We start from the raw sequence: 26,552 nt of genomic DNA, 5'->3' as shown, positions 1-26,552 counted from the left end.
GCCTATGGATAGGGCTCTTTATTCGTATAGAGAAGTGCTTTACCGTGGTGCAGGCGTGACGGAGCGTGTTGCGGCATGCCTTACAAACTGTTACAATTTAGGCAAATCATCTGTTTATGCGTGAAAGGGGTAAATCATGCTGGGATTAGTGAAAAAGATATTTGGCGACACGAACGACCGTGATGTCAGACGTCTTATGAAGACGGTGGACTATATTAATACATTGGAACCGAAATTTGAGGCGCTTACGGACGAGCAATTGAAGGCTAAGACGTCTGAATTCCGGGAACGGATTGAAAAAGGAGAGACGCTGGACGAGATTCTTCCTGAAGCTTTTGCTACCGTTAGAGAAGCTTCCAAGAGAACGCTCGGAATGCGTCATTTTGACGTACAGCTGGTTGGGGGTATGGCGCTCCACGAAGGACGCATTTCCGAAATGAAAACCGGTGAAGGGAAAACGTTGGTCGGAACCCTGCCGGTTTACTTGAATGCCCTCCTTGGCAAAGGTGTGCATGTCGTTACAGTCAATGATTACCTGGCACAGCGCGACAGCGAGCAGATGGGACAAATCTATAACTTCCTCGGCATGACCGTTGGGGTGAACCTGAACGGCATGGAGCATGAAGAGAAGCAGGAAGCTTACGCGTGCGATATCACGTACGGGACGAACAACGAATTCGGGTTCGATTACCTTCGTGATAACATGGTACTGTACAAAGAGCAAATGGTTCAGCGCCCGCTCTATTTTTGCATCATTGATGAAGTGGATTCCATCCTCATTGACGAAGCTCGGACACCGCTGATCATCTCCGGTCAAGCTCAGAAATCGACGGAGCTGTATTACGCGGCCGACCGGTTCGTGAAGACGTTGAAACCTGAAGAGGATTACACGGTAGACATTAAAGTCAAAGCCGTTTCACTTACCGAAAAAGGGGTTGCCAAAGCGGAGCGCGCCTTCGGCATCGACAACCTTTACGATCATAAGCATGTCACGCTCAACCACCACGTGGTGCAAGCGCTCAAAGCGAATGTTATCATGCGGCGCGACGTCGATTACGTCGTAACGGAGGATGAAGTCGTCATCGTCGACGAATTTACCGGCCGTTTGATGGCTGGACGGCGCTATAGCGACGGATTGCACCAAGCGATCGAAGCCAAAGAAGGCATCGAGGTTCAGAACGAAAGCATGACGCTGGCCACGATTACGTTCCAGAACTACTTCCGGATGTACCGCAAATTGGCCGGGATGACCGGTACTGCGAAGACTGAGGAAGAGGAATTCAAGAAGATTTACGGTCTGGAAGTACTCCAGGTACCTACAAACCGTCCGAATCAACGTGTCGACATGCCAGACGTTGTATATAAGAGCGTAGAAGGCAAGTTTAAGGCCGTTGTTGAAGAAATCGTGAAACGCCACAAAAACAACCAGCCGGTGCTCGTAGGTACGATCTCGATCGAGAATTCCGAGCTTGTTTCGGATATGCTGAAGCGCAAAGGTGTACAGCATAAAGTGCTGAATGCGAAATATCATGCTGAGGAAGCGGAAATTATTTCGCGCGCTGGCGAGCCTGGTTCTGTAACGATCGCCACCAACATGGCGGGCCGTGGTACTGACATTTTGCTTGGCGATGGCGTGCCTGATCTTGGCGGCCTCCACATTATCGGTACGGAACGTCACGAATCACGCCGGATCGATAACCAGCTACGCGGTCGTTCTGGACGTCAAGGCGATCCGGGCTCGACACAGTTCTACTTGTCGCTCGGCGATGAATTGATGAAGCGTTTCGGTGCAGACAACGTGCTGAACATGATGGAGCGTCTGGGCTTCGAGGAAGATCAACCGATCGAGAGCAAAATGATCACCCGGGCGGTTGAATCGGCTCAGAAACGGGTAGAAGGCAATAACTTCGACGTTCGTAAAGTAGTCCTCCAATATGACGATGTCATGAATCAACAACGTGAAATTATTTATAAACAACGTCGCGAGGTGCTTGAATCGGATAATATTAAGGAAATCGTACTTGATATGATCAAACCGGTCGTTGAAAGAGTCGTTGAGGCGCATACAGCCGACGAGATTCCGGAGAACTGGGAGCTTCAAGAGGTAGCTGAGTACGTCAACAGCAAGCTGCTGGATGAAGGTGCTTTGACGAAAGACGACTTGTGGGGCAAGGAGCCGCACGAGATGGTTGAGTATATTTTTGAACGTGTCCTGACGAAATACAACGAACGTGAAGAAGCGATCGGACCGGAAATGGTGCGTGAGTTCGAGAAAGTTATCGCGCTGCGTGCGGTTGACAGCAAATGGATGGACCACATTGACGCGATGGACCAATTGCGCCAAGGGATTCATCTCCGGGCTTATGGCGGTACCGATCCGCTGCGTGAATACCAATTTGAAGGCTATGAAATGTTTAATGCGATGGTAGCCAGCATTCAAGAGGAAGTTGCCATGTACCTCATGAAAGCTCAAATTGAGACGAATCAGGAACGTCAAGCGGTTGTGGATGAGGACAAAATCTCCACGAGCGGGGATCCGGTTGAGAAGCGCCCGGTACATCGCGGCGAGCAAATCGGACGCAACGATCCGTGTCCTTGCGGCAGCGGCAAGAAGTACAAACACTGCCATGGACAAAACGCTTAATTGACATTAAACGGGGGAGCGCGCTGTAAGGCGCTTTTTCCCCGATGTTTCTTTATTAGCAGAATAGCGGAATTTAGCGGCATTGTTTTTACGAAAAGACAGCGAATAGAGAAAGCTCGGTGCCTTTTAGTAGAACAAGCGCCATGAATTGCCGCTATTTTTCTTGTAATCTGATATTTTATTCCGTGAAGAAAGGTGATTTAATCTATATGATTGATCCGAGTGTGAAACAAGATATGCGGGAAATCGCTATGAAATTATCCAACCTTAGGGGGTCTCTTTGACTTAGACCTGAAGCAGGAAATGATCGCGAACTACGAGGTGAAAATGGCGGCTCCCGATTTTTGGGACGACAATGATAAGGCCCAAGCCATTATTGCGGAAATGAATGCCGTGAAGTCGTCGGTTGATCAATACAATGCCTTACAGACGGAATACGACGATATCGAAATGATGGCTGAGCTCGCCGAAGAAGAGGGCGATGAGTCGATGGCTGCAGAAATCGGCGAGTCCGTTGCTTCTTTGGTTAAAAAGGTGGAGGAATTCGAGCTGCAGCTACTGCTCAATCAGCCGTATGACAAAATGAACGCCATTTTGGAGCTGCATCCTGGCGCCGGGGGTACCGAATCCCAGGACTGGGGACAAATGCTTCTGCGGATGTATACTCGCTGGGCGGAGAAACGTGGCTTCAAGGTCGAGACGCTCGACTACTTGCCTGGTGATGAAGCCGGGATCAAGAGTGTCACTTTGCTGATCAAAGGCTACAACGCCTACGGCTATCTGAAGGCAGAGAAGGGTGTACACCGGCTCGTCCGGATTTCTCCGTTCGACGCTTCCGGGCGTAGACACACGTCCTTCGTCTCCTGCGACGTCGTGCCGGAAATCAATGATGATATTGAGATTGAAATACGTACCGAGGATCTCAAGATTGATACGTACCGGGCTACTGGTGCGGGCGGTCAGCACATCAATACGACGGACTCGGCAGTCCGGATCACGCATATTCCAACCGGGATCGTGGTGACGTGCCAAAATGAACGCTCACAGATCAAAAACCGGGAGAGAGCGATGACGATGCTACGCTCCAAGCTGTATGAGCGCAAGCTGGAGGAGCAGCAAAAGGAACTGGACGAAATCCGCGGCGAGCAATCCGATATCGCTTGGGGAAGCCAAATTCGTTCCTATGTGTTCCACCCGTACAGCATGGTGAAGGATCACCGGACCTCGGTAGAGACCGGGAACGTCGGGGCTGTTATGGATGGGGATCTGGATGCTTTTATCGACGGGTATTTGCGGAGCCAGATTCGGACGGAAGCTTAATTTGCTTCATAAATGCATATCGTAAAACCCACCTTCGGGCAAGGCATGTTCGGGTGGGTTTTCGTTTGCTTCCTGATGATGCTGGAATACATATAGTAAAAGTAGTATGAGTAAGGAGGGGGCAGGGTGCCGCCAAAAACCCGCAGACGCAGACTTAATGAGTATATTCCTCTAACTGGACCGGTTCGTCATGCCATCGATACGACGATGATTATCGTCGGGTCCTTGATTACCGCATTAGCTTTTAACTTATTCCTTGTGCCGAATCACATTGCTTCAGGCGGGGTTTCCGGCCTGTCGGTTATCGCGCAGTCCTTGTTTGGGATTGAACCGGCTTACACGCAATGGGCACTCAATATCCCGTTATTCGTAGCCGGGTTTTGGATGCTTGGGCGCGATTACGCCATTCGTTCCTTGCTCGGCACGGTAGTGCTTCCACTGTTTGTCTTTATAACGAGAACCTTGCCTGTACCGACCACAGACCCGCTGTTGGCCTCGCTTTATGGCGGTATCGGGGTAGGATTGGGGCTGGGTATTGTTTTCCGGGGGAGAGGCTCTACTGGTGGGCTATCGACCCTGGCGCAAATTATTCAAAAATATAGCGGCTTGAGCCTGTCCGTCTGCGTCGTCATGATGGACGGCACCGTTATTGCCTTGGCCGGTTTTGTGCTGTCCCCGGAAAAAGCGCTGTACGCGCTGATCGGATTGTACATCACCGGCAAAATCATCGACTCCATCGAGCTTGGATTCAATTACACGAAGGTCGCCTACATCATCGCCGAGCAGACCGAAGCGATCTCGGAAGCTGTGCTCAACCAGCTCGACCGCGGCTTGACCAAGCTGAGCGCCCGCGGCGGGTATACCGGGGATGACCGTACCGTGCTGATGGTTGTGGTCGGTCAGAGCGAGGTAACCCGGCTGAAGACGCTCGTTCAGACGCTGGAGCCGAGCGCTTTTGTCATCATCACGAACGCCCACGAGGTGCTCGGCGAAGGGTTTAAGCGGGTGCAGGAGGAGTAGGGTGTAGATGGTAGTTGTAGGTAGTGCAGTAGTGGGCGTATGGGGTGGTGAGTGCACCATACGAAGTGAAGAATCATATTAGTTGATACACTACACAAGTTAATACGCTATGTGACTTAATAGGCTATGTGAGGTGGAGGTAGTGCGTCGGATCGTTCAGGATTTAGTTGTATTTTGTACATTTAGATTTCGGCATAGAGGACATTTGGTGGATTTAGATGTATAAAGTACAGTTAATCGAGCTTTGCAGTGCTGGTAGGAGCGAAATTCAGCTCATTAAATGTAGGAAATACATCTAAATTTGAGAAAAACCGAAAACGGCGCAAAATAGCTGCACTTTTTACATCTATTCAGGCTACCTGGCGATCAGATGGCGCTTAGATAGAACGTCATAACCAAGGAAGCGAGCAGTTCCTTCCAGATCATCCAACCCGTCCGAAGCAAACTTCGGGCGGTTTTTTGCATTTTGTGTGTGATATTAAGTCGAGGTTAAGGCGGCGTTCAGCAGTTATTCAGCTAAGGTGGATAAGATGTTTTCGTAAGCTACTCCAATCATGGAAAGGTGGATGTTGAAGATGAAGAAGACGAAAATACTTATGGCTGGTTCAATAGCCGCTGCAATGCTGCTGGTGGGAGGTGCTCTGCCTGTGCCGAACGCCGGAGCTGCATCTGCATCGGATGCGACCTCGGGTAGTTCCCAGGTTCACTCTAATGTTAAGCCGGGCGATGGCAAGTTTGGCAGATTCGGATTTCGCGGCTTGGAAGATCAACTTTTGCAATACCTGAAACTGGATGAAACGACGTTTAAAGAGAAAATAAAAATGAAGACACTGGCGGAAATTGCCCAAGAGCAAAATATTACCCGTGAGGATTTGAAGGCACAACTCGTCAAGTGGATGGAATCGAATGCTGCCACAAAGACCAATAAGCAAGGCCAGACGAAAACTATCGATTATGCGACTATTGCAGAAAAATGGTTAGACGCAAAAGGCGCATTTACTGGCAAAGGCGATATGGGAAATGGCATGGGTGCCCACCATGGCATCGGTTTTATGCACGGCAGTTCGGAAGAACTGGCTGCAGCACTCGGGTTAACGACGGACAAGCTGCAGGAGGCGATGAAGTCTGGAAAGACCCTTGCTTCAATTGCGGCTGAGCAAAATGTTGACGTTACGACGATCATTAATCTGCTGGTGGAGAAAGAGAAGGAACAACTCGCCACCTGCCTGAAAGACGGAAAAATCACCCAAACGGAATATGATTCGCGGCTTGCTGATGTCACGGATCGTGTAACGAAAATGGTGAATGGACAGCTTCCGGACAAGTCTGGCTTCGGTCATCGTGGTTCATCGATCTAGCCATAAGAAGGTAAAGGTTGACAGCGTAAAGCGTGAGAGTGGGCATCCCCCCCGCATCTCGCGCTTTTTATTTTTTAAATAAAAGGGAATCCTCTAACATGGCAAGTTAAATATTTATGCATAAAGGTTGTATTTATATAAGTTAGAACGTATAATAATACATATTTAATACGGAATATGCAATGTATGCAGCTGTGGAAAGCGAGGTCTGGCTGGTGAACGGGGAAAAAATAAAGGTGGCTATCGTCGGTTCTACGGGGTACGGAGGCGTGGAGCTGATTCGTTTTTTATGGGGACATCCGCGGGTGGAAATCACCTCCGTCATTTCGGCTTCGAGCGCAGGCTCGCTGCTGACGGAAGGCTTTCCGCATTTATCGGAAATTGTGGTTCAAACGCTTGACGGTGTGGATCCGGCGGAAATCGCCGCCAAAGCTGACGTCGTATTTACGGCGACTCCGTCAGGGGTCAGCGGTAAGCTGGTACCGGAGCTGCTCGAGGCTGGGCTGAAGGTAATAGATTTGTCCGGAGACTTTCGCATTAAAGACGGGAGCGTATACGAGACTTGGTATAAACATACTGCCCCGGAGAACGGTCTGCTAGAGAAGGCAGTATACGGGCTGAGTGAAATCTATGACAAAAAGGTAGAAGGAGCAGGGTTAATCTCCAATCCCGGATGTTATTCGACGGCTACATTGCTCGGTCTCATTCCTGTTCTTGATGCAGGTTGGATCGATCCGGCGAGCATTATTATCGATGCCAAATCAGGGGTGTCCGGCGCGGGTCGGGGAACGAGCCTGATGACGCATTATGCGGAAATCAATGAGAACCTGAAAGCTTATAAAGTGAACAAACACCAGCACATTCCTGAAATCGAGCAAACGTTGTCCTGGGTTGCCGGAAAGCCGGTCACGGTGACGTTTACGACCCACCTCGTTCCGATGACGCGGGGGATCATGTGTACGACTTACGCCAGTTTGCTGGGCACATATACTGAGGGAGATTTAATTGAATTATATAGAGGGTTCTACAAAGGTCGTCCTTTTGTCCGAGTTCGGGAAAAAGGCATTTGGCCAGCAACGAAGGAAGTGTTCGGGTCCAACTATTGCGATATCGGGTTTGCGGCCGATTCACGCACGGGGCGGCTAACGATCATTTCCGTTATCGACAACATCGTCAAAGGTGCAGCGGGCCAGGCGATCCAGAACCTGAACCTGATGATGGGCTGGGATGAGACGACCGGGCTGAAGCTGAGTCCTGTATATCCATAAGCTTAAGAGCTAAGCTGCTTCTGATAACTGCTTGGCTTAGAGCCGGGCTACTGGGGAAAACTATGATTTATTCTATTTGTGAGATTGAGGGGAGAGCGTCATGGGAGTGGTTAGCTTATTTCGTGTGGCACCGGAAGGAACGATTACTTCGCCGAAGGGATTCCAGGCCGGAGGACTGCACTGTGGTTTGAAAAAAACATCACGCAATGACCTCGGGGTCATTGTGTGCGAAGTGCCTGCGGTTGCCGCGGCAGTGTACACGACGAACGTGTTCCAGGCCGCCCCGCTGAAGGTGACGCGTGAGAGCATCGCGTCAGGAGGGCGGCGGCTCCGGGCCGTCGTGGTCAACAGCGGCAACGCCAACGCCTGCACCGGCGCGCAGGGCGAGGCCGATGCGTACGCCATGCGCCAAGCGGCGGCCGCTGCGTTTGGGCTCGGCGAGCACGAAGTCGCCGTAGCCTCGACCGGCGTCATCGGCGAGCTTTTGCCGATGGACCGCGTGCACGGCGGCATCACCGGGCTGCCGGGAGCGGTGTCGGGCAGTGGCGAGGGTGCCGAGCAGTTCTGCCAGGCGATTATGACCACCGACCTCGTCAAGAAAGAGGTGTGTGTCAAGCTGGCCGTGGACGGGCGAGAGGTGACCATCGCCGGAGCGGCCAAGGGCTCGGGGATGATTCACCCGAATATGGCGACGATGCTCGCTTTTGTCACGACGGATGCCGCAATCGAGCCGCAGGCGCTGCAAGCGCTGCTCGGCGACACCACCAACGTGACGTTTAATATGATTACCGTGGACGGAGATACCAGCACGAACGATATGCTGCTGACCATGGCCAGCGGACTTGCGGGCAACGAGGAACTGTCCCCGAAGCACGCAGACTGGGACGCGTTCACAGCCGCTTTCCGGCATGTGTGCGAACGGCTTGCCATGTCGATCGCCCGCGACGGCGAAGGCGCTACGCGCCTTGTCGAGGTGAAGGTGAGTGGGGCAGTCACCGACGCTTCCGCCGCTGTGATCGCCAAGACCATTATCGGTTCCAGCCTGGTGAAATCGGCCGTGTTTGGCGCCGATGCTAACTGGGGCCGGATCATCGCGGCGGTCGGCCGCGCCGGGGAGCCCGTCAATCCAGACACTGTGGACATCAAGCTTGGCGATATTGTCGTCTTGTCCGCTTCCCGTCCGGTATCGTTCGACGAGGAGGAAGCGCTCGCCTACTTGAAAGGCGACACCATCGCGATCACCGTCGATTTGCATAACGGCAATGGCCAGGCAACGGCCTGGGGCTGCGACTTGACCTATGATTATGTACGTATCAATGCGGCATACCGCACTTAAAGAGGTAGTTCAAAAAGTCATCTTTTGATCACGAAGTAGGGGCACGAAGCAGAATCGACGTCGAATCTTGAATTCAGCCGGGCCGAGCATATGCTTACGAAGCATGTTTCCTTCGGAAACATTTTAGTTGCTCACGTAGGATCCACCTACGCTGCGCTACTCATTCCCTAGCTTCATCCAATCTAAAGCGTTTTGCAAAAACGCACTTCGGAAGCATATGCTTCGGTGCTGAAAACCTGACTTTTTGAACACGCACTTAAGATAAAAACAATTTAGAAAGGGGCATAAATGAAGATGACGACCGTAATGAACAGCGCCGCAGCTTCGGCGGAGTGCCAGCCTCGCGCAGGCCAGATGTTCGTGATGAAATGCGGTGGCAGTACGCTTGCGGAGCTGCCGGATTCTTTTTACAGCGATTTAGCGGTGCTTCAGGCTAACGGAGTCTTGCCGGTGATCGTACACGGCGGGGGGCCAGCCATTTCGGAAAATCTGGAGAAGCTCGGGATTGAAACGAAGTTTGTGAACGGACTAAGGTTTACGACCGAGGAAGTGCTGGACGTCGCAGAGATGGTGCTGGCGGGCAGCATCAACAAAACGATCGTACGCCGCATTGCTCAGGCAGGCGGATCGGCGCTCGGCTTATCCGGAGTTGACGGTGGTCTGCTTAAGGCAAAACCTGTGGCGGCCAGCGCTGAAGTGGGGCTGGTAGGAGACGTGACGGAAGTGAATGTTGCCTTAATCGTCGGTGTACTTACTCTAGGCTATATCCCGGTAATTGCGCCTGTGGGGATTGGGGCAGGCGGCCAGCGTTACAACATTAACGCCGACACCGCAGCCGGGGCTGTCGCCTCGGAGCTCGGGGCATCGCGTATGATCGTCGTGACCGATGTGCCCGGCATTATGAAGACAGTGCAAGGCGAGAAAAAAGTGCTTGAGACGATTACGGTGCAGCAAATCGAAGATATGATTCTCACCGGGGAAATTTATGGCGGTATGATTCCGAAGGTACGCGCGGCGGTGTCCTGCATCAGCGGCAAAGTAAAGGAAGTCGTCATCGTCAACGGCAGCGAGCCTGGCGTACTTGGCAAAGTGCTGTCCGGGGAGCGCATCGGTACGCGAATTGTCCGGATGTCATAGATCGCATGATCTTTAAGGTGATAAAAGATTTATCAAATTAAATTTAAAAGAATTTCATAGGGATAGGAGTGGATGAGGATGGCACAAAGTGACCTGCAGGAAAAGAAGGCTTCTCCATCAGGCCAAGAAAGTTCAAGCGCATTGTTTCCGAGCTATTCGCGGTACCCGATTTCATTGGTCAAAGGACAAGGAAGCTGGGTCTGGGATGACCAGGGGAACCGCTACTTGGATTTCATGAGTGGTCTAGCGGTTGTCAATCTGGGCCATGCGCCGGAAAAGGTAAAGGCCAAGGTGAAAGCTCAGCTCGACGAGCTGTGGCACGTATCGAACCTGTTTCATATCCCGCAGCAGGAGACGGCAGCCCGTCTGCTGACACAGGTCAGCTGCGCGGACGTCGTGTTTTTCTGCAATAGCGGTGCCGAAGCGAACGAAGCGGCGATTAAGCTGGCTCGGCGCTATCACCAGAAGGTTAAGGGTGAGCAGCGCTACGAAATCATCACCTTCGCCCAGTCGTTCCATGGCCGGACGCTGGCTACGTTGACGGCGACCGGGCAGCAAAAGGTAAAGGAAGGCTTCCTGCCGCTGCCGGAAGGCTTCGTCACCGTGCCGCTGCATGATATACCAGCTTTAAAAGCAGCCATCGGCCCGAACACGGCGGCGGTCATGCTGGAGATGGTTCAGGCGGAAGGCGGCGTTCATCCGGTCGACCCGGGATTCGTGCAGGAGCTGGCCGCGCTTTGCAAGGAGCAGGGGCTTTTGCTTATCATCGATGAGGTACAAACGGGTATGGGCCGTACCGGCAAATGGTTCGCGCATCAGCATTACGGCATTGAGCCGGATATTTTTACAGCGGCTAAAGGTATTGCCAGCGGGATCGCGGCAGGGGCTATGCTGGCGAAGGAATACCTTCGCGAGGCGTTTTCGCCGGGAAGTCATGCCTCCACTTTTGGCGGCAACCCGATTGCGGCGACGGCGATCATTGCTACGGTTGAAACGATGATCGAAGAGCAAATTCCGGAGCATGCCGAGGAGATGGGGCGTTACCTCATAAGCCGCCTGCAGGCCGCATTTAAAGACGAGCCGTTTGTCAAAGACATTCGTGGCAAAGGCCTTTTGATCGGAATCGAATGTGCAGGCCCGGTGTCCGATGTGGTCGCCGAAGGACAGAAGCAGCGTTTGCTTTTTGTCAATGCCGGTCCAAACGTCGTTCGTCTGCTCCCGAATTTAAAGGTCACTCGTGACGAGATCGACCAGGCTGTTAATATACTGGCAAAAGTCATTGCTGCTTATACCGCCAAGGAGGGGAAATAAATCATGAGTTTGCTGGATCAGACGAAACGTAGCACCATTAACCTTAGCGGACGTGATTTTATTGAATTGACGGACTACACGACCGAGGAAATTCATTATTTGATCGATCTGGCCATCGAGCTAAAGCATAAGCAAAAAAGCGGGGAGATTTATCAACCGCTTAAAGGCAAAACCATGGGACTAATTTTCGAAAAATCGTCGACGCGGACCCGGGTTTCTTTTGAAGTAGGGACTTATCAATTAGGCGGTCATGCGCTATTCTTAAGCAAAAATGATATTCAGCTCGGGCGCGGCGAAACGATTGCTGATACGGCTGGAGTCATGTCCCGATATTTGGACGGCATCATGATTCGTACCTTCGGCCACGACAAGGTCGTAGATCTGGCCCGCTACGCAACCGTGCCGGTCATCAACGGACTGAGCGATTTGGCTCACCCTTGCCAGGTGCTGGCTGACTATCAGACAATTTATGAGCATAAAGGAAAGCTGCAAGGGTTGAAACTAGCTTTTGTCGGCGATGGAAACAATATGGCACATTCCCTGATGATCGGCGGAGCCAAGCTGGGCGTGGACGTTTCCGTGGCGAGCCCGGAGGGCTACGAACCGGATCCGCAAATTACAGCGGACGCTCAGGAAATTGCCAAGTTGACCGGAGCCAAAATAGAGGTCGTGCGCGATCCGCGCGAAGCTGTAGAGAACGCCGATGTTATCTACACGGATGTTTGGGCGAGCATGGGTTTTGAAGAGGAGCAAAAGGCGCGGGAGATTGCCTTCCGTAATTATCAGGTGAATGATGAGCTTGCAGGGTTCGCGAAGTCGGATTACGTCTTTTTGCACTGCCTGCCTGCTCACCGGGGTGAGGAAGTCAGCGCAAGTGTGATCGACGGGACACATTCGATTATTTTTGATGAGGCGGAGAACCGGCTGCACGCGCAAAAAGCGCTGATGGCCGCTCTGCTCGGTTAACTTTTGAGGAGGATAAAGGATCATGGCAAAAGACAAAATTGTACTAGCATATTCCGGCGGACTCGACACCTCTGTCATTTTGAAATGGCTTAAAGAGACTTATGATGCGGAAATTATTGCGTTTACCGCCGATATCGGGCAGAAGGAAGAGCTTGAAGGGCTCGAAGCCAAAGCGCTGGCCACCGGAGCTTCGAAGGTTTACATTGACGATCTGCGCGAGGAATTCGCGAAAGACTTTATTTATCCGATGTTCCAATCGGGGGCGCTTTATGAAGGCCAGTATTTGCTCGGCACGAGTATCGCCCGTCCGCTGATTGCGAAGCGGATGGTTGAGATTGCTCGGGCGGAAGGCGCGACGGCGATTGCCCATGGCGCTACCGGCAAAGGCAATGATCAGGTTCGCTTTGAGTTAGGTGTTGCGGCGCTTGCACCGGAGCTTTCCGTGATTGCCCCTTGGCGGCTGAGCGAATTCCGCGACCGCTTCCCGGGCCGTGCGGAAATGATCGCGTATGCGGAGGCTAACGGCATTCCGGTAACCGCATCGGCGGCGAAGCCGTACTCCATGGACCGCAACCTACTGCATATCAGCTACGAAAGCGGCATGCTGGAGGATCCTTGGTTCGACGCATCGGCGCCGGAAAACAAAGGCATGTACTTGCTGAGCGTATCGCCGGAGGATGCACCGAATGAACCGGAATATTTGGAGCTTGAATTTGAGCAGGGCGACTGTGTTGCGCTGAACGGCGAACGGCTGGATCCACTCGGCGTTATGGAGAAGCTGAATGAGCTAGGCGGCAAGCATGGCATCGGCCGTGTAGACATGGTTGAAGACCGCTTTGTCGGCATGAAGAGCCGCGGCGTCTATGAGACCCCGGGCGGAACGGTTTTGTTTGCTGCTCACCGCAAAATGGAGTCGCTGACGATGGACCGCGAAGTGATGAATTTGCGGGATAGCTTGATTACGCGTTATAGTACCCTTGTATATAACGGCTTTTGGTTCGCGCCGGAGCGCCTAGCGCTGCAGGCCTTGGTGACCGAAAGCCAAAAGAACGTAACAGGGACGGTTCGCGTGAAGCTGTACAAGGGCAATGTGATTGCTGCCGGCGTGAAAAGTCCGGTCAGTCTGTACAATCCGAACATTGCCACGATGGAGGCCGATCCGTCGCAGGCGTACGACCAGGGCGATGCCACAGGCTTCATTCATCTCAATGCCCTGCGGCTGAAAGTCGGCTCCGGCGTCGCGCAGTATAACAGCAAGAAATAGCAACTAGCAAGCAGGATGCAAATAAGGAGTGAGTCAGTTGAGTAAGCTTTGGGGTGGCCGCTTTACGAAGCAGACCAATCGGTTAGTGGAGGAATATACCGCCTCTATCGGTTTTGATAAAGCGCTGGCGGAGGAAGATGTGCAGGGAAGCCTCGCACATGTCACGATGCTGGGCAAATGCGGGATCGTCCCGGAAGAGGATGTTGAGAAAATTAAGGAAGGCCTGCATACGATTTTGCAAAAAATACGCCGTGGCGAGCTGGAATATTCCGTAGCGGATGAAGATATTCACATGAACATCGAGAAGCAGCTCATCGATGAGGTGGGCCCGGTCGGCGGCAAGCTGCACACCGGGCGCAGCCGGAACGATCAGGTCGCAACGGACATGCACCTTTACCTGCGTAAACGGGTCATTGAATTTGCCGGATTGCTGCAAAATCTGCAGGAGGCGCTGCTGGGACAAGCCAAAGCCAATCTGGATACGATTGTGCCAGGCTATACCCACTTGCAGCGGGCGCAGCCGATTCTGTTCGCGCATCATTTAATGGCGTACGTTTCCATGTTTCAGCGGGACATCGAACGCCTGCAGGACAGCTACAAGCGCATCAACGTGCTGCCGCTCGGGGCAGGGGCGCTGGCGGGAACGACGTTCCCGATCGATCGCCATTTTGTCGCGGAGCAGCTGCATTTTGACGGCGCCTATGAGAACAGTCTCGATGCGGTTAGCGACCGCGACTTTATCATCGAGTTTCTGTCCAACGCCTCGATGATCATGATGCATCTGTCTCGCCTGAGCGAGGAGCTAGTGTTGTGGAGCAGTACGGAATTCCGCTTCATTGAGCTGGACGATGCATTCTGCACCGGTAGCAGCATTATGCCGCAGAAGAAAAACCCGGACGTACCCGAGCTTGTCCGCGGCAAAACCGGCCGCGTCTACGGCAACCTGATGGGGCTGCTCACCGTGCTCAAGTCGCTGCCTCTCGCCTACAACAAGGATATGCAGGAGGACAAGGAAGGCATGTTCGATACGGTCGCAACGCTGCAGGGAGCTCTGCAATTGTTCGCCCCAATGATTGCGACCATGAAGGTGAACAAGGAGCGGATGCGCGAAGCCGTCAATCAGGACTTCTCGAACGCAACGGACATCGCTGACTTTCTGGTAGGTAAGGGCCTTCCTTTCCGTCAGGCGCACGAAGTGATTGGCAAGACAGTGCTGTACTGCATTCAGCACGGCAAATATTTGCTGGATTTATCGCTGGAGGAATTCAAGCAGTTCTCGCCGCTGTTTGACGACAGCATCTATCAGGTACTGCAGCCGGAAACGGTCGTTAATGCGCGGAATGTGTACGGCGGGACGGCATCCGGCCAAGTGGCTGCGGCGATTGGCCGGGCCGAGCGGAAGCTGGAAAGCGGCCGGGCATGGGTTCAGGAGTACGAGGAAAAGAGTAAATAACAAGCGTAAATAAAAGCGCTAATGCAGGGGGAATGAGGGTCCCTGCATTTGCGCTTTTTTTGGGGCAGAGTTTATATCGTTCCTGGGAGATGATCTTTATTTAAGGGGGCTGAAGGAACTTACTAAATGTATTTTATACAGTTAAAAATCGTCTTTTTGGAAGTATTGAGCATTTAGATGTAAAAAGTGCAGCTAAAAGGAACAAAGTAGCTCACGCGATAGCTGAGTCCCCAATTTAGATGTACATTATGCAGTTAAAATTCCATAATCAACAATTTTTCCAAAAATAACTGCACTAAATACATCTAATGTGGTGGAAAGTATTTTGCAAACAATCTTTGTCCAAATTATTTTAACAATTTACATAAAGTTTCTGAAAACCATAAAGAATCAGTCGGATTATGTCGAAATAAATAGTATACCGTACAGTATATTTTTTTACATATGGCAGACAAAAAAATGGTTTATGTAGGGATGGGAATTTTGCAGCTGCAGCTGAATTGCGGGTACATCCAGTATGAACAACTTCTGGTTTTCTTCCGTCTTTCAGCAATCCTTGAAATGTTGTGATTAGTGAGGCGAAAACTTAACACCGAAGGAGAGAGGACTATGACCACCTTTTTCACCCGACTGAGACGTCTTTTGGAGATTCGAAAGCTGCGCAATCGATTGTTGTTTCTATTTGCCTGCATGCTTGTCATTCCGAACGTACTCATTTCATATTCCAGTTATAACAGCGCAAGCAACGAGCTTCACTCCAAAATGGAGGACAACATGAAATCGAGCATCAGCTTGATGAATGATTCCCTTACCAATATCGTGCAAGCGGAAGTTCGCAATGTTGAGCAGTTGGCCATGCAAATCGACTCCGCTCAAGTGGATGCTAAGTCACCGGAAGCCCGGAGCTTAATTGATCTGTTCATGGAGAAGCATCCTGAGCTGGAAATCCTCGTCGTCGGGAACGAAAAAGGCTCCTGGATGAAGGCGCCCGATCCTGGCAAGCAGCAGCAGTACGATCCGCGGGAGAGAGATTGGTATAAGGGTTCGCTCAAAAGTCCGGATGAGACGGTGATCCTCGATCCTTTTAAGTCATCCACTACCGGCCATTTTAACTTGTATATCAGCCGGGCGCTGAAGAATAAGCAAGGGGCGGTTTCGGTCTCCTTGAACCTGGCTAGTTTGAACGCGATGGTCAAGCAGGTTCGACTGGGCGAAAATGGATATATTTATTTGCTGGATCGTACGAACAAGTATGCCTCTCACCCGACTATAGCCATTGGCGAACAAGCGAAGGGCGATTATTTAAATAAAATGCAGGGTTCGGAATCCGGATTTTACGGTTATGAAAATGAAAAAACAAATGTGCAGGAAAGCGCCTATTATACAACGAACAAGCTTACAGGTTTTAAAGTCGTAGGCGTGCTCGATAATAAAGAATTCAGCGATGCCTCCATGCCGATTTTTTGGACCGGACTTATTGCGGTAGGTGTTACATTGGTGGTGGCAAGTATTCTGCTCTTCTTTGTCGTTCGGAACATAACCCGCCCGATTGAGCATTTAAATAATTCCGCTAAACGGGTTACGGAAGGTTATTTAAATGAAGACGTGACGACGAAACGGAAGGACGAAATTGGTCAGCTTGCCGCAAACTATAATGAAATGCTGGCATCACTGCGGAGTATGGTGAAGGAAATGTCGGAAACCGCAAGCCAGCTAGCCGCTTCCAGTGAAGAACTCAACGCTGGTGCTGAGCAGAATGCGAAGGCCGTTGAATATGTGGTAGAGCTGGTGCAAGGTGCGTCCACGGACGCCGAAACCCAGGCCAAAGCCTCCGAGGACACCGCCAAGACGATGGAGGAAATGTCACTCGGTATTCGCAAAATCGCCGAATCGTCCGGTACGATTGTCGAATCCTCGATTCAGACGGAAAATGACGTACAGCTCGGCAGTGAGAAAGTGAGCCAGGTAGGACGGCAAATGGAAGAAATCCGTCGGACGACGGAGCAATCGGCTGCATTGATGAATCAGATGCATGACTTAAGCGAGCAGGTAGCCGGAATGAGCGGCGCGATTTCCGATATAGCGGTGCAAACGAATTTGCTCGCGCTTAATGCTTCGATTGAGGCAGCGAGAGCTGGCGAGCACGGACGAGGCTTCACCGTCGTCGCCGCCCAAGTACGGAAGCTGGCTGCGCAGTCACGTGAAACCGCGGAAATGATTCAGGACAATATAGCACAGATGACAGAGCTTACGAAAAAAGCATATCAGGTTATGAGTAAAGAAGTTACCTCGAATGTAGAACAAGGTATTTCCATCACCGGAGAAGCACAAAGCGCCTTCTGCGACATTGAAGTTTCGACGAAACGGATTTCGGAGCAAATTCATGAAGTATCCGCGATTACTCAGCAGATGTCGGCTAGTGCGGATGAAGTAGCCGACTCGGTGGAACGGATTGCGGTTGCATCGTCGCAAAGCTTGAACAGCTTCCAAGGTGTGACGGCTGCGACCGAGCAGCAGCTTGCCACCACGGAGGAAATCACCTCCGCATCGGAAGGTTTGGCCAAGATGGCTGCGGATATGCATCACCAGATTGATCGGTTTAAGCTGTAGCCTAGAATGAACAAAACCTCCAAACCCTGTGTCGGGCTTTGGAGGTTTTTGTTTTGCTCACTGGCTTTGATAGGACTCAGGTTTACTTGGGACCAACGTATCCCTTACGTCCGGCGGCATAGCCAAAAATAATCGTAAAGATGGATAAGCCAACGATGACGGCAAGCGGCGTGTTCCAGTTTCCGGTTTGGTCATGAATGAAGCCGAACAGCGTAGGTCCAAACGCAGCCAAAATGTAGCCAACCGACTGGGCCATCCCGGACAGCTCAGCCGCCTGTTCAGCTGTGCGTGCACGAAGGGCAAAGAAGACGATGACAAGACCGAATGTAGTGCCGCACCCAAGGCCGATTAAAATAATAAACAATGTCGCAAACGCTGTGGGTGCCAGCCATATTCCGCCAAACCCGACAAAAAACAAGGCGGCGGAAGCGGCGGAGAGTATCTTTTGACTGTGGGTCCGCGCCGCGATCAGTGGCATTACAAACGATCCTGCCATACTGACCATCTGCATTAAGGAGACCATCCACCCGGCTTTTTCTGAGCTCATCCCCTGATCGTGGAGAATTTCCGGAAGCCAGGAGATGCCAACGTAGAACATGATCGATTGAAATCCCATAAAAATCGTGACCTGCCAGGCGACCGGAGAACGCCAGATCGTGGTGCGTTTAAGCTCGGCGTGAGCTGCGGCGGATACACGAACTGGGCGCTGCGGTTTACGCCGAAGCAGGGGAAACCAGAAGATCGCCGTGATGATTGTCAGGATCGCCCAACAGCCCAAGGCCCCACGCCAGCCGAAGGCGCTGTGGGAAATCGGAACGCTGATGCCGGAGGCGATGGCGGCCCAGAGGTTTAGGGCTGAGGTGTACAAGCTCGTCATCAGGCCTACTCTATGGGCGAAATCCTTTTTAATCAGACCCGGAAGCAGCACGTTACATACAGCGATCGCGATGCCGATGAGCGCGGTGCCGCCAAAGAGAGCCGTAACCGAAGGCAAGGAACGGATCACGATGCCGACCGTCATCAGAAGCATAGAGTAAAAGAGCGTTCGCTCCATGCCGAGCGAAGCGGACAGCCTAGGGGCCGTGAGGGCGAAGATTGAGAAGGCGATCAATGGCAGCGTGGTCAGCATGCCCGACATCGTATGGGACAAGCCGGTAGCGGCTTCGATCTCTCCGATAATGGAGCCAACTCCGGTAATCGGAGAACGAAGGGCAGAAGCCGTTAGCAGCACGGCGGTAATGAGCAGCCAAACCGAGGCACCGCGCGGTTGAGAACGGGGATATGTGCTATTTTCATGATTATTCATTGAATATGGAGTCCTCCTGAGAATCGGTAAACTTGAACCTTGATTGTGAGAATAAGGCACGATTACCTTACCATAGGTAAACATTTACTACAATCCATAGTTTATGAGCTGCTTTATTCTTTTTATGTAATCAGGTAAAATGAATACACAACCATTCTAGTATAAATTTGGAATTTGTAAACTGTTGGAGTCGTGAAGCACACGCCTTCTGTTAACGGGACGTTCCCGTCGGCAGGGGGCGTTATTTTTTATAGAGAGATGGTGAAAGTGATTGCAATTTGAAGAGGCTTACGCAGAGCTTTTTGATACGCACTTAGCGCAGCGAAATGGTGAAGGCGCAAGGAGGTTACAGGAGGGGCACGGATACGCGGAAAAGATGTTTTTGGAGAACGTATGGTGGCCGGCTTTTCTACACTTTCATGAACTGCATCCCGAATATGAAGTTAGTGACTTCAAAGATGGGACGCGGTATCTTGACTTTGCCTATTTACGCTCGGGAGTTCGGCTCGCGATTGAAATTGATGGCTATGGTCCACATCTGAAAAATATTAGTCGGTGGCAGTTTTCCGATCAATGCAGGCGTCAGAACGATCTTGTCATGGATGGCTGGCAGGTGCTCCGATTTACGCTTGATGATGTTAAGGAGAGCCCGCGCTACTGTCAGCAAGTGCTGCATCAGTTCATGGGAAGATGGTTTGGGGATAATCGTCAGCTTGCCGAAGCAGATTGGGTTGAGCGGGAGGTGATTCGTCTTTTCCTTCGTGAGAGGAAAGCGATATCCCCGGCTGATGTGTGCCGTCACATGGGGGTAGAGCGAAAAACAGCCCGCAAGTGGCTGCTGTCATTAGCAGCAAAGAATTGGATCGAGCCAGCGAGTGGCAGCGAGCGCATACGCTCTTATCGGCTTGTGGTAGAAGGTGAGCATTTAAAACTATGATGCACGGTAGCTACAGATCTTTGACTGGTAAGTTGGGGGAACTGGCGGCGAATAATAGGAGACTTTTATGGCCCTATTCGCCTCAAAAAGTCACTTTTTCGAAAAATAAGGGAATTTTGTGTACCTATTTTGTGCGAATGCCCCATTTTGGGCAGGTTTTCAGTAAGAAAACCCAAAATAGGGCCATAAAATACCCCTATCCGATGGGCTTCACGTAAAAAGAGGAAAATAAGGCCAATTTTTGGCCTTATTTTCTGGATGGACTATGTGCGGCCAATGATTTATCGGAAATTTGGGCCGCTTACACCATCCTCCACGTAGGGGGAGGGGGGCACTGGCTCCATAGGAGCGGGGGCGGATTGGCCCGAATCGGGAGAGCCGGGTCGGTTTGAGCCAGCTCCACCCCCTGACTCCGCTACGGGCACGGCGATGACCGAAGGCTGCGGCGGGTAGGTGTCCCTGGAGAGCAGGACAGAGTCCGTTGTCCGGCCATCGATTTTTTTGATTCGGTATGTTTCCACGACGTATCCAGTAGTGCCCTTCAGAATAATCTGCTTGCTGCCAAATGGGAGCGATGAGTTGGTGACGTATTTCTCCGGCGACGGGAGCATTTTTGTCGTGCGGGACTCGATGGTGTAGCTGATATTTTCCGGCATATCCCCAAACAGCTTCACGACGAGTTGATCATTTTCAACCTCGGCGCGGATCAGAAGATGGTGACCGGAGGTATTTTTGAAGCGGAAATTAATGTAGTCTTTGGCAAAGGTTGCGTCTTGTCCTTTGGGAAGGTAGCTCACCGGAAGGGAATGGTTACGGCGCTCGACAATTTCAAGTCCGGTGCGAATTGCCGCATTGTAAAGGGTGCTGGACACCTGGCAAATGCCTCCGCCGATTCCCGGTACGAGTTTACCGCGGAATATGACAGGCGCTTCGCGGAGGCCGTACGTTTTCTCGGCGTATTCGATAACTTTGGCGTAATCGAAAATTTCGCCCGGTCCGAGCACGATGCCATCGATACTGCGAGCCGCCGCAGCGACGTTATGCCGCCGCCCGGGGCCGCTGGTAGATAGCCCGGTGGAAAATTGCGTTATTTTTCGCCGAATGCCCTCGCGCTTTAGCGATTCTACGGTTACTTTAGGCTGAATACTGCGCAGCGGTACATCTAGCCTAATAGGCTCTGAAGTGTTCGGAGGAAGGAAGTTATGGTGGTTTCCGCCAAGCACTTGTCGCCTAGCCCAGTCGTTTGCCGCACTAGTCAGCTCTCTGCTCAGCCGCTCCCGGTCGATGCGCAGCACCGATTGCCCGGGAATATAGCGAATCATGTCATCTGGAGCAATCATTCGGACGGCATCTACTGGAACACCGAACTGCTCTTTTTCCCAATCAGGGGTAAACAATGAGCCGAGTGTTTTTGGGTCTAGTGCGGCCTCAAGCCCCCACACCTTATTAAAATTGAATCTTGTACGTAGCCGTTCCCACAATGTGCCACGAGAAAGCTGCTGGACCGCCTCGCGGAATGATGCTGCATCAAAGGAAATTCCTGCTTTTGCCCAGGTCATAGTCAGCTCTCGCCCATCAACCACCATAATGAGGTTCTTTTGCTCAAGCCTAGCAATTTCTTGATCAATAAGGCTGTAGGCTTTATCGGTCTTATAACCGCCGAGCTCCAGGCCCGCAACAACCGTTCCTTTGGGAATCGTGCCTTGATTTGCAAATAGGTAGAGTGCACCTAGCACGAATGAGCCGATTAGCACAACGAGACTTATAGTAATTATTGCTAGAGTTTTTTTTGCCATGGCCTGCTCCTTTAAGAAATACCTATTGGGAAATTGGAAAAATCCTCGTACAACTATATATATGATGGAAATGAGGGAACTTTCGGGTACTCAAAAGGTAACATATTTGTTACAATAAATATCGGACTGAAATGAATTTGCTCAGGTTTTAAAGGATTTGGCAAGAACGTGTCGAAAGTAAACTGAGGGCATTTACCGATTAGGAATCAAAGGTTTAGGACGTGATCAAGTGATAGAAATGCAGGATGTTTGGAAGACATATCCGAACGGAACACATGCCCTAAAAGGGGTTTCCGTAAAAATTGACCGTAATGAATTCGTCTATTTGGTCGGTCCCTCCGGAGCGGGGAAATCGACGTTTATGAAGCTAATATACCGGGAAGAAGTTCCGACAAAAGGACAAATTTCCGTAAACGGTTTTAATATCGGCAAGCTCAAACCTCGTAAGATTCCTTATGTTCGCCGGAATATCGGCGTCATTTTTCAGGACTTCAGGTTGCTGCCGAAGCTGACAGCCTATGAAAATGTAGCGTTTGCCTTGGAGGTTATTGAAGCTCCCAAGAAGGTGATCAAGAAGCGTGTGATTGAGGTGCTCGACCTGGTTGGACTGAAAAATAAAGCTAATCGCGACCCATCCCAGCTTTCGGGCGGTGAGCAGCAGCGTGTGGCCATCGCCAGAGCGATCGTCAACAACCCGTCGGTGATTATCGCGGACGAGCCCACAGGCAACCTTGATCCCGAAACGTCATGGGGAATTATGCAGCTGCTGGATGAAATCAACTTTCGTGGTACCACGATCGTCATGGCTACACACAACAAAGACATCGTCAACACGATGCGCAAACGTGTTATAGCAATAGAACACGGCAACATCGTACGTGACCAGCTAAGAGGGGAGTACGGTTATGATTTTTAGTACCCTCCTGCGCCATTTTCGAGAAGGCGCCAAAAATGTGTTTCGCAATGGCTGGATGTCGGTGGCATCCGTCACCTCGATTATTGTGTCTCTATTGATTTTAGGAGTGTTTATTTTGCTTGTGCTTAACGTGAACTCTTTTGCAGATGAAGCGGACAGCCAGGTGCAAATTAAAGCCTTCTTGAAATCGAACGTTACGCAGAAAGTACGTGATCAACTCGCAACCGATATCGGCTCAATGCAGGAAGTCAGCCACGTAACTCTGATTCCTAAAGCAGATGGGCTCAAGGACTTCAAGAAGAAGCTCGGGGCCGAGGGTAAGGATTTGCTGGAGGGTTACGACGAGAAGACGAACCCGATCCCTGATACGTTTAAGATAGAAGTCATTGAACCGACCACAATCCCTTACGTAGCCAGCAAAATCACTGCACTTAACGATAAATATTCAGACAAGCCTATTTATAAAGTCAATTACGGTCAAGGTACGACCGAAAAGCTGTTTAAAATTACGAGAGCGATCCGCAATATCGGGTTTGCGTTTGTCGCCGGCCTGGGCATTATGGCGATGTTCCTGATTTCCAACACCATTCGGGTTACGATCTTGGCCCGCCGACGCGAAATCGGGATTATGAAGCTCGTAGGCGCAACCAACACCTTCATACGTTGGCCGTTTTTTGTGGAGGGAGCGCTCATTGGCCTTATCGGCTCGCTAATTACCGTAGCGATTCTGTTCTTCGGTTATAACGAATTGGCCGAAACCGTGAAATCTGATGTGACCTTGGCTTTCCGACTCGTACCGATGGAGGAGATTCAGTTAAGGCTCGGCGGACTGCTCATTGGCCTTGGACTTTTGATCGGCGTTTGGGGCAGTACCATGTCAATCCGCAAGTTTTTGAAGGTTTAGCAAAAATTTGTTTAAAGCCTCGCAGAGGATGCCGGTTTAAACAAGCCTTTTGCTTTGAAGATGATAAAGAAGGACGGGGAAACGAAGTTGAAAAAGTGGATATCCATGATTGCCGTTATCGCCTTAGCTGCTATAATCTTCCAACCTACCGAAGGCTTTGCCAAGACCAAAACGATACGCCAGATCGATAAAGAGCTCAAACAGCTTCAAGAGCAGGCCAAACAGGCTAAGAAGCAGCAGGATCAGGCTGCGAACCAGAAGCAGGAAGCGCAGCATTATGTAAATAAGAACACGAATTATGTACAGCAGCTGCTGGGACAAATTGATACCGTAAGCAACGAATTAACTAAAATATCGGTTGAAATCGATAAAACGGAGGATGATCTCCGGAATACCGCGACCAAGCTGGAAGAGACGAAAGCCCGGATTCAGGAGCGCTCTCATTTACTAGACTCCAGAGTTCGCTTGATGTATACCGATGGAGCGGTCTCTTACTTGGACGTATTGTTGTCCTCGACGAGCTTTTCTGATTTTCTGGAGCGCGCCGATTCGCTGCAGGCTATAGCCAACCAGGATCATGTTTTGCTGGACGAGCATAAGCGGGATAAAGAACTGATCGTGAAGCAGCAGGAGCAGCTCAAGCAGGATTACGCCAAGGTGAAAAAGCTGTATGCCGATGCCGAAGATCGTAAGAGCGATTTGGAAGTCAAAGAGAATGAAAAACAGCAGTTGATCGCCAAATACAACTCCGATATTGAAGAATCTGACGATATCAGCGCAGACCAGGAAGCTTTGCTGGTGGAGCTTGCCACTAAACGCGCCGCATTGGAGAAAGAGAAGAACAAGCTTAAGGCGGCTCAGGTATATACCTATAAAAGAAAATCATCCTCAAGAACCAGTAGCGGAAGCAGCAGTGGCGGCTTTAAAGGAAACGGCGGCTCAATGGGCCTTCCTGTAGACGGTGCCCGGATATCGTCCGGATTTGGATCACGGATTCATCCAATTACCGGCGTGAGAAAGGATCATACTGGGGTTGACTTTGCGGCTCCGCAAGGCACAGATATTCACGCAGCCGAAGGCGGCGTTGTGATTGTTGCAGAATGGTGGAGCGGATATGGCAACACGGTTATTATCGACCATGGTGATAATGTCTGGACATTGTACGGGCATATTCGCAACGGCGGTATCGCGGTGGAAAAAGGCCAGCAGGTGAAAAAAGGCGAGAAAGTCGCAGAGGTCGGCAGCACAGGCAATTCGACCGGACCTCACTGCCACTTTGAAGTTCGCATTAACGGGAATCCGGTGGACCCAATGCCTTATTTATAATAATATTAATATTGTGTTCGTCGAAAACGGATGCCACCCCCCATGCGGGATGAGTTATCCGTTTTTGTTTACTCTGTTCAGTCTTGTAAATATTTAACGCAGGCTGGACATATACTATGGGACAACTATTCCCAGGACTTACTCAGCCTTATCGCTGGGCCAACATATTGAAAAAGGCGGTGATTTCATTATATGTTCAAGGGACGTACTGTAACTCTGCTCGTTCTGATGACCATGCTCGTCAGCAGTCTGCTGACCATGACCTTGACCGGAGAATGGAGCTTCGCCGGTTCGGCTCCGACGCGCAGCGGAAATTTTGCTGATAACGAGGCGCGGAGCAGCAAGGATGGAGTTCAAAAGATTGAGACGGCGCTGAAGCTGGTTGAGAACAACTATGTGGAAAAGGTGGACCAAAACAAGCTGGTCGACGGTGCGATCGACGGGATGATGGATGCGCTGGGAGATCCTTTCTCTTCGTATATGGCTCCCGAAACAGCGCAGCAGTTTTCTGAAGAAATCGAAGGTTCCTTTACAGGAATCGGCGCGGAAGTATCGATGGAGAACGGTAATGTTGTTGTTGTTTCTCCAATTAAAGGTTCACCGGCGGAGAAAGCCGGAATTCAACCCAAGGATATTTTGCTGTCGGTGAATGGACAATCGTTTGAGGGACTAAATTTGAACGATGCGGTCAAGAAAATTCGCGGTCCCAAAGGCACAGAAGCAAAGGTTAAGGTGAAGCGGGAAGGTTCCTCGGCGGTTTTGGAATTTAAAATCATCCGTGATGATATCGCCATGGAAACTGTATACTCTCGTATGGAAAACGGCGGAATTGGCATCATTGAGATTACGGAGTTTTCGAGCAATACAGGGGAGCGGTTTAAGAAGGAACTGACCGCATTGGAGAAGAAGGGCTTGAAGGGCTTAATTATCGACGTTCGAAACAATCCGGGCGGTGTACTGGATGTGGTAGAGGAAATGAGTGGGCTGTTCGTACCGAAGGGGAAAGTGATCGTCCAGGTAGAGGACAAAAACAAGCAGCGTGAACAGTCCGTTTCAAAGGGAGCAAGCACGGGAAAAACGTATCCTATTATTGTCTTAACGAATAAGGGGAGCGCCAGCGCTTCTGAGATTATGGCCGGTGCTTTGAAGGAGTCGGCAGGGGCCAAGTTGATTGGCGAGACGACATACGGCAAGGGAACGGTACAATCTGGCTTCACCCGGGAAATTGGCGACGGCAGCCTGCTCAAAATTACGATTGCCAAATGGCTCACGCCAAACGGGGAATGGATCCATAAAAAAGGGATCAAGCCTGATATTGCCGTAGCTCAGCCGGACTATTTTACGGTAGCGCGAATTGACAAGGAGAAGACCTTCAAATACGACATGGTTGGCGAGGATATCAAGAGCGCACAAATCATGCTGAACGGTCTGGGGCTTGAACCGGGACGCAAGGACGGCTATTTTGACCGAAAAACGGAGCAGGCGCTAAAGCAGTTCCAATCGTCGCAAAATATCGAGGCAAGTGGCGTCCTGGACGCCAAGACGGCCAAAGCGCTTGAGGATAGCATTATCAAGAGCATCCGCGATCCGAAAAACGATGCACAGTTAAAGCGGGCACTGGAGGAAATCCGGAAGGAAATATGATCTAGCGTGTCGAATTCTTAAAGAAGGCTGAATTTT

19 protein-coding genes are annotated in these 26,552 nt (G+C 51.0%); 17 read left to right on the top strand and 2 right to left on the bottom strand.

Going from position 1 to position 26,552, the window contains the following annotated elements; genetic code table 11:
- Window positions 1–136 precede the first annotated feature (136 nt).
- The 12 genes from secA (at window position 137) to ACFQ3W_RS21390 (ending at window position 17,687) form a co-directional block, all read left to right on the top strand.
- Window positions 137–2,644 carry a preprotein translocase subunit SecA gene (gene secA / locus ACFQ3W_RS21445; protein ID WP_379321284.1) on the top strand — a complete coding sequence of 836 codons (2,508 nt, stop codon included), beginning with the start codon at window positions 137–139 and terminating at the stop codon, window positions 2,642–2,644.
- Window positions 2,645–2,853: 209 nt separating this feature from the next.
- Window positions 2,854–3,964, top strand: a protein-coding gene (gene prfB, locus ACFQ3W_RS21440; RefSeq protein ID WP_379321283.1) for a peptide chain release factor 2 whose coding sequence is annotated in 2 segments (ribosomal slippage) — window positions 2,854–2,925 and window positions 2,927–3,964 — 1,110 coding nt in all. Because the reading frame shifts where the segments join, the coding sequence is not laid out codon by codon here.
- 126 nt (window positions 3,965–4,090) lie between these two features.
- The gene (locus ACFQ3W_RS21435) at window positions 4,091–4,984 is read left to right on the top strand and encodes a YitT family protein (RefSeq protein ID WP_379321282.1); all 894 of its coding nucleotides are present in this window, start codon (window positions 4,091–4,093) and stop codon (window positions 4,982–4,984) included.
- Between the two features lie 575 nt (window positions 4,985–5,559).
- Window positions 5,560–6,342, top strand: coding sequence for a hypothetical protein (locus ACFQ3W_RS21430; protein WP_379321281.1), 783 nt, complete (start codon window positions 5,560–5,562; stop codon window positions 6,340–6,342).
- 182 nt (window positions 6,343–6,524) lie between these two features.
- On the top strand, window positions 6,525–7,610 hold the full coding sequence (gene argC, locus ACFQ3W_RS21425; RefSeq protein ID WP_379321280.1) for an N-acetyl-gamma-glutamyl-phosphate reductase: 1,086 nt from the start codon (window positions 6,525–6,527) through the stop codon (window positions 7,608–7,610).
- A 100-nt stretch (window positions 7,611–7,710) separates the two neighbouring features.
- Complete coding sequence (argJ, locus tag ACFQ3W_RS21420; protein ID WP_379321279.1) at window positions 7,711–8,946, top strand: bifunctional glutamate N-acetyltransferase/amino-acid acetyltransferase ArgJ; 1,236 nt, start codon at window positions 7,711–7,713, stop codon at window positions 8,944–8,946.
- Between the two features lie 294 nt (window positions 8,947–9,240).
- Window positions 9,241–10,083 carry an acetylglutamate kinase gene (gene argB, locus ACFQ3W_RS21415; protein ID WP_379321278.1) on the top strand — a complete coding sequence of 281 codons (843 nt, stop codon included), beginning with the start codon at window positions 9,241–9,243 and terminating at the stop codon, window positions 10,081–10,083.
- A 78-nt stretch (window positions 10,084–10,161) separates the two neighbouring features.
- Complete coding sequence (locus tag ACFQ3W_RS21410; RefSeq protein WP_379321277.1) at window positions 10,162–11,394, top strand: acetylornithine transaminase; 1,233 nt, start codon at window positions 10,162–10,164, stop codon at window positions 11,392–11,394.
- A 3-nt stretch (window positions 11,395–11,397) separates the two neighbouring features.
- Window positions 11,398–12,360: an ornithine carbamoyltransferase gene (gene argF / locus ACFQ3W_RS21405; protein ID WP_379321276.1), complete on the top strand. Its 963-nt coding sequence runs from the start codon at window positions 11,398–11,400 to the stop codon at window positions 12,358–12,360.
- A 22-nt stretch (window positions 12,361–12,382) separates the two neighbouring features.
- The gene (locus ACFQ3W_RS21400; protein WP_379321275.1) at window positions 12,383–13,624 is read left to right on the top strand and encodes an argininosuccinate synthase; all 1,242 of its coding nucleotides are present in this window, start codon (window positions 12,383–12,385) and stop codon (window positions 13,622–13,624) included.
- Between the two features lie 37 nt (window positions 13,625–13,661).
- Entirely contained in the window at window positions 13,662–15,077 is a 1,416-nt protein-coding gene (gene argH, locus ACFQ3W_RS21395) for an argininosuccinate lyase (protein ID WP_379321274.1), read from the top strand.
- Window positions 15,078–15,686: 609 nt separating this feature from the next.
- A complete protein-coding gene (locus tag ACFQ3W_RS21390; RefSeq protein ID WP_379321273.1) occupies window positions 15,687–17,687 on the top strand; it encodes a methyl-accepting chemotaxis protein in 2,001 nt (666 codons plus the stop codon).
- Between the two features lie 82 nt (window positions 17,688–17,769).
- Here the strand turns inward: ACFQ3W_RS21390 and ACFQ3W_RS21385 are convergent, their stop codons facing one another.
- Window positions 17,770–18,993, bottom strand: a complete 1,224-nt coding sequence (locus ACFQ3W_RS21385) for a CynX/NimT family MFS transporter (RefSeq protein WP_379321272.1) — start codon at window positions 18,991–18,993, stop codon at window positions 17,770–17,772.
- A 376-nt stretch (window positions 18,994–19,369) separates the two neighbouring features.
- On the opposite strand from ACFQ3W_RS21385, the gene ACFQ3W_RS21380 reads away from it, so the two are divergent.
- Window positions 19,370–19,930 carry a DNA-binding response regulator gene (locus ACFQ3W_RS21380; protein WP_379321323.1) on the top strand — a complete coding sequence of 187 codons (561 nt, stop codon included), beginning with the start codon at window positions 19,370–19,372 and terminating at the stop codon, window positions 19,928–19,930.
- 281 nt (window positions 19,931–20,211) lie between these two features.
- Here the strand turns inward: ACFQ3W_RS21380 and ACFQ3W_RS21375 are convergent, their stop codons facing one another.
- A complete protein-coding gene (locus ACFQ3W_RS21375) occupies window positions 20,212–21,726 on the bottom strand; it encodes a VanW family protein (protein WP_379321271.1) in 1,515 nt (504 codons plus the stop codon).
- A gap of 229 nt (window positions 21,727–21,955) precedes the next feature.
- Between ACFQ3W_RS21375 and ftsE the strand changes: the two genes are divergently transcribed.
- The 4 genes from ftsE to ACFQ3W_RS21355 all read left to right on the top strand — a co-directional run bounded on the left by ftsE (window position 21,956) and on the right by ACFQ3W_RS21355 (window position 26,516).
- Window positions 21,956–22,642 carry a cell division ATP-binding protein FtsE gene (ftsE, locus tag ACFQ3W_RS21370; RefSeq protein ID WP_379321270.1) on the top strand — a complete coding sequence of 229 codons (687 nt, stop codon included), beginning with the start codon at window positions 21,956–21,958 and terminating at the stop codon, window positions 22,640–22,642.
- Window positions 22,632–23,546 (top strand): permease-like cell division protein FtsX, encoded by a 915-nt coding sequence (ftsX, locus tag ACFQ3W_RS21365; protein WP_379321269.1) that lies wholly within the window; start codon window positions 22,632–22,634, stop codon window positions 23,544–23,546. The genes ftsE and ftsX overlap by 11 nt, the downstream gene beginning before the upstream one ends.
- A gap of 87 nt (window positions 23,547–23,633) precedes the next feature.
- Window positions 23,634–24,872 carry a murein hydrolase activator EnvC family protein gene (locus tag ACFQ3W_RS21360; RefSeq protein ID WP_379321322.1) on the top strand — a complete coding sequence of 413 codons (1,239 nt, stop codon included), beginning with the start codon at window positions 23,634–23,636 and terminating at the stop codon, window positions 24,870–24,872.
- 192 nt (window positions 24,873–25,064) lie between these two features.
- Window positions 25,065–26,516 (top strand): S41 family peptidase, encoded by a 1,452-nt coding sequence (locus tag ACFQ3W_RS21355; protein WP_379321268.1) that lies wholly within the window; start codon window positions 25,065–25,067, stop codon window positions 26,514–26,516.
- Window positions 26,517–26,552 lie beyond the last annotated feature (36 nt).

This window comes from Paenibacillus puldeungensis, assembly GCF_042678945.1.
Lineage (GTDB): Bacteria > Bacillota > Bacilli > Paenibacillales > Paenibacillaceae > Fontibacillus > Fontibacillus puldeungensis.
Note: the sequence above shows the minus strand (reverse complement) of the source record. Positions and strands in the feature narration are given on the sequence as shown.

What these genes read in the sequence shown, in the direction of transcription:
- argC (WP_379321280.1), top strand. Translation starts at nt 6,525, where the DNA reads ATGTATGCAGCTGTGGAAAGCGAGGTCTGGCTGGTGAACGGGGAAAAA.
- ftsX (WP_379321269.1), top strand. Translation starts at nt 22,632, where the DNA reads ATGATTTTTAGTACCCTCCTGCGCCATTTTCGAGAAGGCGCCAAAAAT.
- ACFQ3W_RS21400 (WP_379321275.1), top strand. Translation starts at nt 12,383, where the DNA reads ATGGCAAAAGACAAAATTGTACTAGCATATTCCGGCGGACTCGACACC.
- ACFQ3W_RS21375 (WP_379321271.1), bottom strand. Translation starts at nt 21,726, where the DNA reads ATGGCAAAAAAAACTCTAGCAATAATTACTATAAGTCTCGTTGTGCTA.
- argJ (WP_379321279.1), top strand. Translation starts at nt 7,711, where the DNA reads ATGGGAGTGGTTAGCTTATTTCGTGTGGCACCGGAAGGAACGATTACT.
- ACFQ3W_RS21355 (WP_379321268.1), top strand. Translation starts at nt 25,065, where the DNA reads ATGTTCAAGGGACGTACTGTAACTCTGCTCGTTCTGATGACCATGCTC.
- argF (WP_379321276.1), top strand. Translation starts at nt 11,398, where the DNA reads ATGAGTTTGCTGGATCAGACGAAACGTAGCACCATTAACCTTAGCGGA.
- secA (WP_379321284.1), top strand. Translation starts at nt 137, where the DNA reads ATGCTGGGATTAGTGAAAAAGATATTTGGCGACACGAACGACCGTGAT.
- argB (WP_379321278.1), top strand. Translation starts at nt 9,241, where the DNA reads ATGACGACCGTAATGAACAGCGCCGCAGCTTCGGCGGAGTGCCAGCCT.
- ACFQ3W_RS21410 (WP_379321277.1), top strand. Translation starts at nt 10,162, where the DNA reads ATGGCACAAAGTGACCTGCAGGAAAAGAAGGCTTCTCCATCAGGCCAA.
- ACFQ3W_RS21385 (WP_379321272.1), bottom strand. Translation starts at nt 18,993, where the DNA reads ATGAATAATCATGAAAATAGCACATATCCCCGTTCTCAACCGCGCGGT.
- ACFQ3W_RS21390 (WP_379321273.1), top strand. Translation starts at nt 15,687, where the DNA reads ATGACCACCTTTTTCACCCGACTGAGACGTCTTTTGGAGATTCGAAAG.
- ACFQ3W_RS21430 (WP_379321281.1), top strand. Translation starts at nt 5,560, where the DNA reads ATGAAGAAGACGAAAATACTTATGGCTGGTTCAATAGCCGCTGCAATG.
- ACFQ3W_RS21380 (WP_379321323.1), top strand. Translation starts at nt 19,370, where the DNA reads ATGTTTTTGGAGAACGTATGGTGGCCGGCTTTTCTACACTTTCATGAA.